At 58.1% G+C, this 12,453-nt stretch carries 13 protein-coding genes; 4 read left to right on the top strand and 9 right to left on the bottom strand.

What is annotated here, in order from left to right:
• Positions 1-56 precede the first annotated feature (56 nt).
• Positions 57-1,400, top strand: coding sequence for an MATE family efflux transporter (locus tag ABD937_RS11210; protein ID WP_345255801.1), 1,344 nt, complete (start codon positions 57-59; stop codon positions 1,398-1,400).
• A 587-nt stretch (positions 1,401-1,987) separates the two neighbouring features.
• Here the strand turns inward: ABD937_RS11210 and ABD937_RS11205 are convergent.
• From ABD937_RS11205 to ABD937_RS11170, 8 genes are all read right to left on the bottom strand, one after another.
• Positions 1,988-2,743, bottom strand: coding sequence for a tetratricopeptide repeat protein (locus tag ABD937_RS11205; protein WP_345255800.1), 756 nt, complete (start codon positions 2,741-2,743; stop codon positions 1,988-1,990).
• Positions 2,740-3,111 (bottom strand): dihydroneopterin aldolase, encoded by a 372-nt coding sequence (locus ABD937_RS11200; protein WP_345255799.1) that lies wholly within the window; start codon positions 3,109-3,111, stop codon positions 2,740-2,742. Before ABD937_RS11200 ends, ABD937_RS11205 begins: the two co-directional genes overlap by 4 nt.
• 115 nt (positions 3,112-3,226) lie before the next feature.
• The gene (gene ybiA / locus ABD937_RS11195) at positions 3,227-3,790 is read right to left on the bottom strand and encodes a riboflavin biosynthesis intermediates N-glycosidase (protein ID WP_345255798.1); all 564 of its coding nucleotides are present in this window, start codon (positions 3,788-3,790) and stop codon (positions 3,227-3,229) included.
• A 59-nt stretch (positions 3,791-3,849) separates the two neighbouring features.
• Complete coding sequence (trxB, locus tag ABD937_RS11190; protein WP_345255797.1) at positions 3,850-4,797, bottom strand: thioredoxin-disulfide reductase; 948 nt, start codon at positions 4,795-4,797, stop codon at positions 3,850-3,852.
• A gap of 160 nt (positions 4,798-4,957) precedes the next feature.
• The gene (locus ABD937_RS11185; RefSeq protein ID WP_345255796.1) at positions 4,958-5,845 is read right to left on the bottom strand and encodes a DUF4249 domain-containing protein; all 888 of its coding nucleotides are present in this window, start codon (positions 5,843-5,845) and stop codon (positions 4,958-4,960) included.
• Positions 5,846-6,019: 174 nt separating this feature from the next.
• Complete coding sequence (locus ABD937_RS11180) at positions 6,020-6,877, bottom strand: sigma-70 family RNA polymerase sigma factor (RefSeq protein WP_131445970.1); 858 nt, start codon at positions 6,875-6,877, stop codon at positions 6,020-6,022.
• A gap of 256 nt (positions 6,878-7,133) precedes the next feature.
• Positions 7,134-8,435, bottom strand: a complete 1,302-nt coding sequence (locus ABD937_RS11175; RefSeq protein WP_345255795.1) for a prolipoprotein diacylglyceryl transferase — start codon at positions 8,433-8,435, stop codon at positions 7,134-7,136.
• Between the two features lie 256 nt (positions 8,436-8,691).
• Positions 8,692-9,108: a BrxA/BrxB family bacilliredoxin gene (locus tag ABD937_RS11170; protein ID WP_345255794.1), complete on the bottom strand. Its 417-nt coding sequence runs from the start codon at positions 9,106-9,108 to the stop codon at positions 8,692-8,694.
• Positions 9,109-9,292: 184 nt separating this feature from the next.
• Between ABD937_RS11170 and ABD937_RS11165 the strand changes: the two genes are divergently transcribed.
• Positions 9,293-9,736 carry an Hsp20/alpha crystallin family protein gene (locus tag ABD937_RS11165; RefSeq protein ID WP_345255793.1) on the top strand — a complete coding sequence of 148 codons (444 nt, stop codon included), beginning with the start codon at positions 9,293-9,295 and terminating at the stop codon, positions 9,734-9,736.
• A gap of 142 nt (positions 9,737-9,878) precedes the next feature.
• Positions 9,879-11,162, top strand: a complete 1,284-nt coding sequence (locus ABD937_RS11160; RefSeq protein WP_345255792.1) for a hypothetical protein — start codon at positions 9,879-9,881, stop codon at positions 11,160-11,162.
• A 177-nt stretch (positions 11,163-11,339) separates the two neighbouring features.
• On the opposite strand, the gene ABD937_RS11155 is transcribed toward ABD937_RS11160, so the two are convergent.
• Entirely contained in the window at positions 11,340-11,819 is a 480-nt protein-coding gene (locus ABD937_RS11155) for a nuclear transport factor 2 family protein (protein ID WP_345255791.1), read from the bottom strand.
• A gap of 62 nt (positions 11,820-11,881) precedes the next feature.
• Here ABD937_RS11155 and ABD937_RS11150 point away from each other — a divergent pair, with 62 nt between their 5' ends.
• The gene (locus ABD937_RS11150; RefSeq protein ID WP_345255790.1) at positions 11,882-12,349 is read left to right on the top strand and encodes a hypothetical protein; all 468 of its coding nucleotides are present in this window, start codon (positions 11,882-11,884) and stop codon (positions 12,347-12,349) included.
• Positions 12,350-12,453 lie beyond the last annotated feature (104 nt).

Genomic DNA, 12,453 nt, shown 5'->3' with positions numbered 1-12,453 from the left:
GTTCCGGCGCGCTCCTCTCCTTTCGGGCAAGGCGGCCCCTATCTTTGCGCCCTCCTATGGCTTCCCTGCAAGTAGACGTTACCAATAAGCAAATCCTGATGATCGCCCTGCCGATCTCGCTCGCGTTGCTGGTGCCGAATTTCAATTTCATCATCAACAACGTGTTCCTCGGCCACCTCAGCGAGCAGGCGCTGGCCATCGCGTCCATCACGGGCGTGTATTACCTCATCTTCTCGAGCGTCGGCTACGGGCTCAACAACGGCCTGCAGGCGCTCATCGCCCGGCGAGCCGGCCAGAACCGCCCGGAGGAGATCGGCAAGATCTTCCACCAGGGCATCCTGGTGGCGATGGTCATCGCTGTCACCGGGATCCTCCTGACGTATACGGTGGCTCCGCTGGTGCTCCGCTCCTTCGTCCGGTCGCCGGAGACCTATGCACAGGCCGTCGAATTCCTGCACATCCGTATCTGGGGCCTCCCCTTCCTGTTCATCTACCAGATGCGCAACGCGCTGCTCGTGGGCACCAACCAGAGCCGCTTCCTGGTAGCCGGCACCCTCGTGGAGGCAGTAGCCAATATCTTCTTCGACTACGCGCTCATTTTCGGCAAACTGGGCTTCCCGGCGCTGGGCTTCAACGGGGCCGCCTATGCCTCCATCATCGCCGAGTTCCTCGGTATGTTCGCGATCTTCATCCTGATCCGCGTCAAGGGCATCGACAAGCAGTTCTCGCTATTCCGCCCCGTGGGCTGGGACCCGGAGAACATCCGCAACATCCTGCAGCTTTCGGGGCCGCTCGTGTTTCAGCATGCGATCTCCATCCTGGCCTGGCTGTTCTTCTACCTGCTCATAGAGCGCAACAGCGGGCAAACGGGGCTTGCGGTGTCGAACACGATGCGCAACATCTTCGGGTTTTTCGGGGTCTTTGTCTGGGCTTTTGCCGCCACGTCCAATACGATGGTGAGCAATATCATCGGGCAGGGCCGGCGCGACGAGGTGATCGGCGTCATCAAAAAGATCATGTTCCTGTCGGCAGGGATCTCGCTGTGCGTGTTCCTGTTCCTGAACCTCTTTCCGGCGGTGTACCTCTCGATCTACGGGCTGGATAAAAGTTTCGTTGACGCAGGCGTGCCGGTGATCCGCGTGGTGGCGGCGGCACTCCTGCTGATGTCCTGCGCCACGGTGTGGCTCAACGCGGTCACGGGTACGGGCAACAGCCGCGTCACCTTCCTCATCGAGCTGGCGGCCATCATCTTCTATTGCACCTATGTCTACCTCGTACTCGAGGTGTGGCACCTGTCGTTGGTGTGGGCCTGGGTATCGGAGTTCTTGTACTGGACAATCCTGCTGACGCTGTCGTACGGGTACTTCCGGACGGGGAAGTGGCGAAAGAAGGAACTATAAGGGGCCAAGTGTTTTTTTACCGCTAAGAAAAGAAGGGGCTAAGGTTTTCGCAAAGGAGGGTGTTTATTAGCCTATAGGTCTATTTGTCTATTGGTTATTTGTAAGGGTCGCCTCTGTGGCGCATTTATTCATGTAGTTTGTGTTATCTGACGTAAGCCAGGCTTGGTCATTCTCTTCTACCTCGATATTCCAAATCATTCCTTTTTTTCTTCCAACCACGCGAACCCATGTAGCGCCGTTAACCTGACGAAATCTGAAGTATTTAACCTCAAATGGTACTAAACAAGGCCGCGCGTCAGCGCAGCCTTTTTCTAAGAGGCTGTTTAAGTTCATGTGCTTTCTGAAAACGCAGAATGGTCGGCCGCAAGCGGCCTTAGCGCGCGACAACGCAACGGCGCGACGATGAAATGCAAGGAGGAATTTTCAGCACATTGCTGCTTCGCTGCGCCGTCACTCACCGCGTCGCCGCGCGGAAAGGGCAGCTTGCGGCCTTGCTAGTCCCTCAATTAACTTAAACAGCCTCTTAGCGAATACCTTAGGCACTTAGCTTCTTAGCGGTTAGAAACACTTCTTTCCCTTCTTCTGCCTTATTCCGACCACTCCTTTAAGAGCCTTGCCCCTTCGGATTTAATGCGGGCATCATCGAGGGTTTTGTTGGGAACGGCAGGCAAGGCGCGCAGCTGCTCGAAAGCCTTTTCGTCGTTGTCGTTGCGGTGATAGGCCTTGGCCAGCTCGAGGAAGTTGAGGGCGAAGGCCGGCTCATAGACCTTGGCCCGTTCGTAAGCGGCTATGCTCTCCTTAAGCGAAGCCGGGGGCAATCCGCCATAGGCCACTTTAAGCGCCGCTTTTTCAAAGATGCCCAGGTTGCTTACCTCGTAATGCCATTTGCCGAGCACATGCCAGGCCCTCCCGTGGCGCGGGTGCAGGGCCAGCGCCTTTTCGATAAGGGTGCGGATCTCTTTTACCGACCGCACACGCTCCTTGCCGGATTGCGCCAGGGCCAGCCGGCCCATCGACACAGCCAGCACGTAATACCCGTCGGCAGCGGTGGGCGCCACCTGGATGGCGCGCTGGGCGTAGGACTTGCCGTACACGTAAAACTCCTGCTGCTGTTGTTTCGTTGCCTGCCGCTTGCCGATGCGGCTGCACAACTCGCTCAGCTTCCACAAGGCGGTATGATTCGACGGGTTGATATTAAGGGCCTTCCGGAAGTTCTCGAAGGCGCCGTGCTCGTTGAGCTCCGCTTCCTGGCGCTCGGCCAGCTGCACGAACTCCGCGTCGGACTGGGCGGCGGCGCCGAGGCAGCAGAGTGCCAGTACAAAGTGGAGAAAAAGGGTTTTCATGGTTGGGGGGTGAATGCTTTCGAATAAGATACGCCTACAGAGCCGGTAAAGTGGGCTATGGCCGGAGTTAATTTCCGGATGCGGATGTGGACGTCCAGCAACTGCGGGAAATCCTGCTGTAGCGCTACTGCGATCTTCTGGCAAAGGACTTCCAGCAGCTCTTCCCGACCGGCGAATACCCCACGCAGGCGCTCATGTACCGCCACGTAGTTGATGGTGTCCGCAAGCCCGACCGGGCCTTCCGGTTCGTCGATCCGGAGCCGGAGCGACACCTCGAACTCGTTGCCGGTGAGGGCCTCTCCGGCATAAACGCCGTGCGGCGCAAAAAAACGCAGGCCATCGAGCTCGATCGTAAAGTGCCCGTTCATAATAGCAATATAGGAAACGATGCGGTGCCCCGCGGCTTCTTTAGCAGATTCTTGTGAAAGCAGGGATGACGGACGGGGGCGCGCGCCGGCACTACTCAGGAGCGGCTTTGGCGTTTCAGGAGCGCGTGTGCGCCCGGAGCCGGTCCCGCGCCTCCATGAGCGCGAAGCCCAGTAGGTTTTGCCCCCGCCATTTTGCCGGATCCGCCGCTTCTGAACTGCCTTGCGCATGCCCGATCCCCCAAATGGCGTCGGAAGGCGAGGCTTCCACAATGACCTTGTTTCCCGTCCCGAGCAGGTACGCCATCGCAGCCGGGTGCTGACCGAACTTATGGACGTTTCCCTGCACTACCAATTCAAAGCACTGCGCGTTCCAGGTATCGGGTTCGAAGCCACGTACTTTTCTGCCAAGTGCTTTGGCTTCCTTTGGCGAAGGGGCGGCAAGAATTTGCTCCAGCATTGCGGTATCGCCAAAGAGACGGGCCTTCCCGGCCATCATCCAATGTTCGGCTGTTGCGTACCTGTTCCCCTCCCACTCAAACGGGAGCGGGTACCATTGGCTGAGCAGGAATTTTCCGGCTGCTTCGTTCTTCGGGTTGGCATGTCCCCAAAAGAACAGGTAGTCGACCACCGAGCCAAGGGCAAGCAGCGACAACAACCACTTTTTGCTGTAGTGTGGCATACGATAACGGCTTTTTGCTTTTGAAGCTGCCTATGGCCCGGCGCGCGTGCGTGGGCAGATCAATGCAGGCCCTGCTCCGACAGGTAGCGCTCTGCGTCGAGGGCGGCCATACAGCCGGAACCAGCGGCCGTAACGGCCTGGCGGTAGATCTTGTCCTGTACGTCACCGGAAGCGAAGACCCCTTCCACGTTGGTTTTTGCCGTTCCCGGGATCGTCTTGATGTAACCTGATTCGTCCATATCGAGCTGTCCCTGGAAGATACCCGAATTAGGCTGGTGGCCGATGGCGACAAAGAATCCCTTGATCGCGATCTCGGTTTTTTCGTTGGTGGCGGTATTCTGGATGCGCACGGCCTCCACGGTCTTCTCGCCGAGGATCTCGTCGGTCACGGAGTTCCAGTAGATTTTGATGTTGGGCGTGGCCTTCACTCGGTCCTGCATGATCTTGGAAGCGCGCATCTCGTCGCGGCGCACGATCATGTGCACCGTGGAGCACAGCTTGGAGAGGTAGAGTGCTTCTTCGGCTGCCGTGTCGCCAGCGCCTACGATCGCCACTTCCTTTCCGCGGAAAAAGAAGCCGTCGCACACCGCACAGGCAGATACGCCGAAGCCGTTGAGGCGCTGCTCGCTTTCGATCCCCAGCCACTTGGCGGAGGCCCCGGTGGCAATGATGATCGCGTCGGCCAGCACTTCCTTCTCCTCGTCGATCGTCACCTTGAACGGGCGCTGCGACAGGTCTACCGCCGTGGCGAGGCCGTAGCGGAGGTCGGCGCCCATGCGGGTAGCCTGCTTCTCGAAGTGGATCATGAGCTCGGGGCCCTGTACGCCATCGGGGAAGCCGGGATAGTTCTCCACTTCGGTGGTGATGGTGAGCTGGCCGCCGGGCTGGATGCCCTGGTAGAGCACGGGCTTCAGGTTGGCGCGGGAGGCGTAAATGGCGGCCGTGTAGCCGGCGGGGCCGGATCCTATTATGAGGAGCTGGATCTTTTCGGGGCTGTTGTTTTCCATACTATTCACGTTGCGGGCACAAATGTAGCGTACGGAAGGGCTGGGCAGGGAAAAGAAATGAACACAAGGGGGAAAACCGGAAGGGTTTAGGGGTTTAGGAGGTTTAGAGGGTTTAGGTGGTTGGCTGGCGCACGCAACCTTCTAAACCCGCTAAACCTTGCTACTCGGGTACGATGAGCGTCCGGTACTGCGAGGCGTAGCCGCCAAAATAGCCGAGGGCGTCGGGCTTTACGTTGCTGAGTACCTTGATAGGCGATGAGAAGGGGTTACCGACGGTGGAGTACGTGTATTCCATCGTGCGCCAGAAGTCGAAGGTGGCCTTGTCGATGTTGGCAAGCTTGAGCGTGATGGTATCGCCGCGCCGGAACACGCGCTCTTCCCAGCCCACGCGCTGGTCGCCGCGCTCCACGCCGGGGCTTACCGGGATCTCATAGGTAGTGCCGTCGACCACCAGGTCGTCGAACACCGAGTTGCGGCCGGGGCGGAATTCCTCCTCGTTCTTGCGGGTCCAGTAGCGGCCGTAGTCGCCGTATCCACGTGGGTCGGTGGTGCGGATCATGAGCTGCACCTTGCCTTCGGAGGAGTCGCGCGGGTTGGGGCGCCACCACATGGAGTCGATCCGCTTCGTGATGTTGGGGATGGTGGTCGTTGCCGTATAAATACGGCCTTCCGTCTCGATGCGGAGATTATAACTGGTGTTGAGCGTGCCGGTAATGGCGGTGGCGAGGTTCGACGAGTCCGTGCTATAATACGACAGGTTGTAGGGGCCCACCGCGAAGGTGTATTCTTTCAGCCGGTGCGTACGCGTGCCGGTGCTGATGTCGATGGCGGCGCCGTGCACAAAGTTGTTCAGCACCTGGTCGAGCGAGAGAGTGGAAAAATAGTTGAGCGACCGGGTGAGGATCACGACCGGCGCCTCGCCGTTCTCGATGGTGGCTTCCACCACCAGCTTCGGCTCCACGTTGTCGAGCTCGATGTCGATATCGCGTTCGCAACCGGCCAGAGCGAAGGCGGCAAAAGGCAGGAGCATGAAGGCGCGGTGTCTCATAGGGGCAAAGCTAGGGAGGAAACGGATCGGAAGGTTTTGGAGGTTTTAGGGGTTTTATTGGTTTTATGGGTTTGAGGAAGAACACTTCAGGAGGAATTGGAAAAGGCCGTCCGAAAACGACCCTTACTAATAAACCAATAGACAAACAAAAAAGCCGCCCGGAGGCGGCTTTTGTTATCCTAAGTAAGCTTTCAGTGCATTGCTGTAGCGGGCCTTCTGGAGGCGCTTAATGGCGCGTTCCTTGATCTGGCGGATGCGCTCCTTGGTGAGGTCGTACTTCTGTCCGATCTGCTCGATGGTAACGCCATTCTCGCCGTCGAGGCCAAAGTAGGCGTTCACGATCTCGGCTTCCCGGGGCGACAGCGACTTCAGCACGCGGCGGATCTCGGCGCGGAGGGAGTCCTTCATCACGTCGTCGTCGGTATCGTCGGAGCCTTCCAGCAGGTCGCCCATGGCCACGTCCTCGGCCTCGTGCACGGGGGCGTCGAGGGAAGTATGGCGGGTATTGCTTTGGAAGATGTTGTTGATCTCGGTCTCGCTCATCTCCAGGATGTCGGCAAGCTCCTCGGTCGAAGGCTCGCGCTCATGCTCCTGCTCGAAGGCCATATACGCCTTGTTGGCCTTGTTGTAGGTACCGATCTTGTTCTGGGGCAGGCGTACGAGACGTCCCTGCTCGGCGAGGGCCTGCAGGATCGACTGGCGGATCCACCACACGGCATAAGAGATGAATTTGAAGCCCTTCGTTTCATCGAAGCGCTGGGCAGCCTTGATCAGGCCGAGGTTGCCCTCGTTGATGAGGTCGGAAAGGGAGAGGCCCTGGTGCTGGTATTGCTTGGCTACCGAAACCACGAAACGAAGGTTGGCCTGCACGAGCTTGTCGAGCGCGCGCTGGTCCCCCATCTTGATCCGCTGAGCGAGGGTGGTCTCCTCTTCGGGCGTGATCATCGGGATCTTGGAGATCTCCTGGAGGTATTTTTCAACGGCTTGCGAATCCCGGTTAGTAATCTGGGTAGCGATTTTAAGCTGCCTCATAGTGTTTTTTCCTTGCGTTTAGGGAGGTGAACGTAATACGTATAAGATGACCGTCTTATGGTACAGATTGCTGCGAAAGAGTCGTTAAAAGGAGCATTTTTCGGCACTGTCTGCAAAAATAAGGCGGAAACGGCAAAGCGCATAACATTTTTCCGTATATTATGGCGCTGCAAAAACTGTACTACGCTCTAAATAAGCGCCGTAAGCTTCTGTTAAGCTCAGGTAGCGGCAGTTTTCCACTACGGCCGGTATTTGTTCACAATTTTGCGGGGCTGGCACTATTTTTTTTCGATAAATAAATCCAAAGGCCAGTCCCGGTGAGGATCAATCCTACCGCGATCACCTCGGCCTGCGTGGGCCGCAACCCCAGAAAATCCATACGGTTGTTTACGCGGATCAGCTCAATGGTGAAGCGTTCCAGTCCATTCACGATCAGGTAGAGGCAGAACACGGCGCCGTAGGGCTTCAGGCGCTTTCGTAATCCCCAGAGCAGGAAAAAGAGTGCTCCTCCCATGATCACCTCGTACAGCGGTGTCGGGAACACCGGCTGCGGCAGGCCCATACAGTATTTATCGTCGTTGCAGGCGCGCAGCGGCGTGCCGTCCTCGTTCACGTTGCGCGGGTAGTTGTAGGCAAAGAACCAGTCGGGCATAAAGCTCAGCGCGCCCGGTTTCGGGAAGTTTGCTTTCTGAATGGAGGCACTGTCGTCCCAGCGGCGTGCGAAATAGCCGGTGTTGGCGGCAACGGTGCGCTCGAAATCGCCCGGCTGCGCCGCCACGATCTTCTGGTTCGCATCCAGCGTGTAGGCGGTATTGTAGATGCCCCAATCGCCGTCGCCGGCCACCTGGCAGCCGATGCGGCCCACGGCGTAGGCGGCCATCAGCGCGGGTGCGATGGCGTCGGCAAGGTGACGGATGGAGATCTTATGCTTGCGGGCATACAGGATGATCGCGATGGTGGCGCAGATAAGGCCCCCGTAGAAAGTAAGCCCGGCAGGGGAAAGCAGGTAGGCCGCCGGGTGCTTTAGGAAGTCGCTCCAGTTTTCGAAGATGTCGAACAGCTTGGCGCCGAGAATACCGAAGATGAGCGCCAGCAGGGTGAACTCCCCTACCCGGTCGTAGGGCCAGATCCGCACCGCGCGCTTTTCGGGTTTCGGCAGCTGCTGCTTGCGCTTCTCCCACCACTTCCAGAAGGCGAGCAGCCCGCCGAGCAGGAGGCCGATCGGCAGGTTGCCCTCGCCCGACATCAGGTAGGCGGGCGGGTCCTGGAGTGCCTCGGAGCCCCCGACGATGATGCCCCCGAGCTTGTAGCCCAGCACAAAGCCTGCGAAAAAGTTGATGAGCAGGTCCGCGATCGAAGCCGGCCGGCCCACCTCGATCGTTTCCTCCGTATACTGCATGAGGCCCTCGCGTGTCTTGCGCTTCAGCTCCCGGCTGAGCAGGGTGGCCGCCACCAAAAAGGAGATCGCCACGAAAAAGCCGAACGTATTAACGATGCGCAGGAAGGGCAGCTCGATACCGAACAGGTCCTGGAAAGCGTAGTAAAGGTTGGGATACATATGCGGCGTGAAAGTAAGGAGGAATGGTTTATTAGTCTATTTGTCTATTAGTTTATTGGTAACAGGACCTACCAACCTTGGATTCGCCGATGCGCATTCGCTGTCCTTTTTATGGCCTCATCATAAACGCTAACGGCTTCTGTGTTCCGGTACGTCGATATCCACAAAGCAAAGAGGCCAGCTTTTTAAGCCGGCCTCCTGTGTCTTTGCGCTCTTGGCGTACTTGGCGTCCCCCCGAAGCTTCGGGGGTGTAAAATCAGTTGCAATACTGCTCAAACGCCGAGATGAGGTTGTTAGCGATCATCTGCGCGGAGCGGCCTTCGATCTGGTGGCGCTCGATGTAGTGTACGAGGGCGCCATCCTTGAAAAGGGCGATGGCAGGCGAAGACGGAGGATAAGGCAGCAAGTGCTGGCGCACGGTCTGCACGGCCTCGGTGTCGAAACCGGCGAAGGAGGTCGTCAGGAAGTCAGGCTTCTTGGAAGCGTTGTGCACGGCCATCAGCACGCCGGGGCGCGCGGTGCCGGCGGAGCAGCCGCATACCGAGTTGATCATGACTAGGGTGGTGCCCTGCTTCTGCAATTGCGCTTCTACGTCGGAGCCGCTCAGGAGTTCGGAAAAACCATTTTCCGTAAGCTCTTCCTTCATGGGTTGTACTATCTCTGCGGGATACATAATGCTGATTTTTCGCAAAGGTACGGAACTGCAAATCATGCAGGAAAATGCAGGCGCGCCGGCCATTCTGACATATTCGGTGTTCAAACAGTGACGTACTGTCCGGAAAAATGGATCGGAACGCCGTTTGACCTGCAGCTGCCCAACAAACAACGCATTAAATCACTTGAAAAAATCAATAATCATGACGCACGCAAAATTCAACCCCCGCCCCGGCTTTGCTTCTTTTAACAGCCTGTTAGATGACTTTTTCGCTCCCGGAGCGTCTATTAGTGGTACGCGCGTTCCGGCCACCGCGGCTCGGCCGGTAGTCCCGGTCAACATCCGCGAAACGGAGAGCGCCTTCCAGCTCGAGGTTGTTGCCCCCGGCTTCGCGAAGGAAGACTTTGACATTGCATTGGAAAAGAACCTGCTGACGGTATCAGTGCAAAAGAAAAGTGAAAACGAGGCAAAAGAAGACAAATTCCTGCGCCACGAATACAAATTCACATCCTTCTCGCGTTCTTTCACCGTATCTGATTCGGTAGACACGGAAGCGATTGCTGCAGAATATGTTAATGGTGTTTTGACGTTAAACCTTCCGAAGCGAACGATTGTCAAAAGTGTAAAGCAGATCGAGGTCCGCTAACGATAATAAAAGTTTAAATGTTTTTCTCATAAGCAGTTGGTTTTGGTTTAAAGCCCGGTGTTTCTACACCGGGCTTTTTCTTTTGCCTTTACCCGCCACGCAAGGGAGCAGGCGTGCGTTTTAGTTTATTTTGCAGCCGCTTATGCGTCCCTCCATTCCCTTACGACTCCTGCCTTTTTTTCTTGCGCTCTCTTTCACCGCTTCCGCGCAGGTGGCTGACACCCTGCTGCCGCGGCCGCATTCCGATACGGCGACGCTTCCGGCCGTGGGGGCCGACACGGCCCTGCGCATCATCAACCTCGCGCCGTACTTCACCCTACATGTCGATTCGTCGCTCTCGTACCAGTTCGAGATCAACAAGGCGCCGGAGCAGTACTATTGGTACCTGCGCAACGCGCCCGTGGGCATCCGCATCCAGAAAAATACCGGCGTGCTCTCGTTCCGCGCAGAGCGCTCCTATTTCCTTTCGGGCCGCCTCCGGTACGACAATCCCTACAAGGTGCAGCTGGGCATCCAGAACCTGTCTGACCCGCGGATCCGGGTGGACACTTCGTTTACGATCGTTTTTTACAATACGGAGATCATCCCCTCGCGGCTGCGCCCGGGCGTATACGGGAATGTGTACGTGAACGAGGGAGATACGCTGCGCTTCCCGGTGTTTTGCGAGGCCGGCTCCTACCCCATCGAATCCATCGTAACCCAAACCTCCCTTCCGTTGGGTGCCTTCGGGGCCGTGCAGCGCTGTGGCGATTACTTTGCGTGGTCGCCGGGCTACGACTTCGTGCAGGACAGCGATTCAGCGCAGGTGCGGGTGGTGCAGGCCCTGTTCATCGGCGCCACGCGCTTCCAGCAACAGGACTCTGCGCAGGTGCGGATCGTGGTGCGGCATGCGCTCAACTACCCGCTGGCGCAGGGTCAGTATGCGCAGCTGGTGGGTGATATGCGGGAGTATATCCTGCGCCTCAAGCTCACGTTCCTGATGCTGGACAAAACGATCAAGAAAACGAAGCGGGCACGCACGGCCTTCGACCTGACGGCGGCCGGCACTGCGCTGACGGGTACGGTGCTCTCTACCTCGAGCGATGCCGATACGAAGCGCACGGGCTCCATCATGCCCGGCGTAGGCCTCGTGCTGACGCCGATCAAGGAGGCTACGGCACCTACGCGCAGCACCGAGCAGAGCCAGGCCACGCTGGTACGCGCCTCCATCAAGCGGCTCGAGTACATCCTGCAGGACAATGCCCTGCTCGGCACCCGCGACCCCGGCATCGCCGGAAAGATCGCCAAGCTGCGCGAGGAGCTGAAGCAAAGCCAGTTGCAGCTCATCGACGTTCCGATCGAGCTCACCAACAACCTCAGCGCCGCCGAGCTCGATTCCTATTTCAACAGTCCCAAGGTCAATAAGAAATACCGCCTGCGGCGATAGATCTCAGATCTCGGATCGCGGATCTGAGAACTGCTTTGTGACGATCGTTCGTCAACGATCCGGAGCCACTTTTTCTGAACCGCAAGGAAGAGGGTAGCAAAAGGAGATTCACGGAATAGGTGAAGGCAGCTCCGGCGGGCGCAGCCAGATCCCAGATCCGCGATCACCGATCTGAGATCACTTGCAGTTGGTGCGCCGGCGGGTGTCGATGATATACTGGATCTTCCATTCGCCGCTGTAGCGAACGAGCTGGAAGGAGTTGACACCGCAGTGGCTGAATTTCTCGCCGACGTAGAACTGGTAGGGCGTCCAGGCGGTGGCCATGGGGCCATCGATCTTGATACCGTCGTACGTGATGCGCTCGTCGTATACGTCGGTGTGGGGCTTGGCGATGCCAACGAGCACCGAGTCGACCGGGTCGGTCGTCACGCGGGTTTCGCCGGTCTTCGTCATCCGGATCGTCTGCAGCACCGCGTTCGGGGCGAGCGAGGACCGGATCATGGCGGTATCGGAGCGGCGCATGCCGTCGAAAAAGCGCTGGATGGGAATTTTTACACTGTCTTCGGCGCTGCGGGAAGCCTCATTGGGAATCGCGGACGGGGCCTGTGCGGCCGCGGTGCCGCAACAAAGTGTTAAGACTAAGGGGAGAAACCTCATGTAGGAAAAACTTAAGAATAAGGGGATCTAAAATTGCGTCAGGAAGGTAAATGCATTGCCCTATGAAAAACAGCTTTTTTCGACTAACGGTGGCAGGGGCCTTGCTGGCGGCGGTGGCATTCACCTCGTGCTCGCCGGTACAAGGCACCACGTCGGGCGACTATTACGATCCCAACGACCCCTATAACAATCAAACCTCGATGGCGCCGCAGCGCATCTGGGTCGAAGATCCTTATCGCCCGGGCGCCACGATGCTCGTGGAGCGCGACCCCTTCACCGGCCGCTACTACCCGGTTGCCGGCGGCGGCTACGGTGCCGGTGCTTACCGCGGTGGCATCTACACCACGCCTGCGCCCTACGGCTACCCGCGTGGCCGCAACCGCGGCTACCGCAATGGCGGCGGCCGCTACCAGACGGCTCCCCCGCAGCGCCCCTCACCCGCGCAGCAGGCCCAACAGGAAGAGCAGCGCAAGGTCAACGAGCAACGCCGCGAGGAGACCCGCGACCGGGTCTTCGGACAAAAACAATAAAGAAAACCCCGCTCAGGCGGGGTTTTCTTTTATCTCAGATCTCGGATGTCAGATCTCAGATCTGCTTTAGGTCAAACATTTCTTACAGCTTGCAGGGAGCTCGT

Origin of the sequence: Flaviaestuariibacter amylovorans (assembly GCF_039541815.1) — a bacterium.
Taxonomy (GTDB): Bacteria; Bacteroidota; Bacteroidia; order Chitinophagales; family Chitinophagaceae; genus Flavisolibacter; species Flavisolibacter amylovorans.
Note: the sequence above shows the minus strand (reverse complement) of the source record. Positions and strands in the feature narration are given on the sequence as shown.

Coding starts and splice junctions, on each gene's coding strand:
- ABD937_RS11210 (WP_345255801.1), top strand. CDS start 57: ATGGCTTCCCTGCAAGTAGACGTTACCAATAAGCAAATCCTGATGATC.
- ABD937_RS11205 (WP_345255800.1), bottom strand. CDS start 2,743: ATGAAAACCCTTTTTCTCCACTTTGTACTGGCACTCTGCTGCCTCGGC.
- ABD937_RS11200 (WP_345255799.1), bottom strand. CDS start 3,111: ATGAACGGGCACTTTACGATCGAGCTCGATGGCCTGCGTTTTTTTGCG.
- ybiA (WP_345255798.1), bottom strand. CDS start 3,790: ATGCCACACTACAGCAAAAAGTGGTTGTTGTCGCTGCTTGCCCTTGGC.
- trxB (WP_345255797.1), bottom strand. CDS start 4,797: ATGGAAAACAACAGCCCCGAAAAGATCCAGCTCCTCATAATAGGATCC.
- ABD937_RS11185 (WP_345255796.1), bottom strand. CDS start 5,845: ATGAGACACCGCGCCTTCATGCTCCTGCCTTTTGCCGCCTTCGCTCTG.
- ABD937_RS11180 (WP_131445970.1), bottom strand. CDS start 6,877: ATGAGGCAGCTTAAAATCGCTACCCAGATTACTAACCGGGATTCGCAA.
- ABD937_RS11175 (WP_345255795.1), bottom strand. CDS start 8,435: ATGTATCCCAACCTTTACTACGCTTTCCAGGACCTGTTCGGTATCGAG.
- ABD937_RS11170 (WP_345255794.1), bottom strand. CDS start 9,108: ATGTATCCCGCAGAGATAGTACAACCCATGAAGGAAGAGCTTACGGAA.
- ABD937_RS11165 (WP_345255793.1), top strand. CDS start 9,293: ATGACGCACGCAAAATTCAACCCCCGCCCCGGCTTTGCTTCTTTTAAC.
- ABD937_RS11160 (WP_345255792.1), top strand. CDS start 9,879: ATGCGTCCCTCCATTCCCTTACGACTCCTGCCTTTTTTTCTTGCGCTC.
- ABD937_RS11155 (WP_345255791.1), bottom strand. CDS start 11,819: ATGAGGTTTCTCCCCTTAGTCTTAACACTTTGTTGCGGCACCGCGGCC.
- ABD937_RS11150 (WP_345255790.1), top strand. CDS start 11,882: ATGAAAAACAGCTTTTTTCGACTAACGGTGGCAGGGGCCTTGCTGGCG.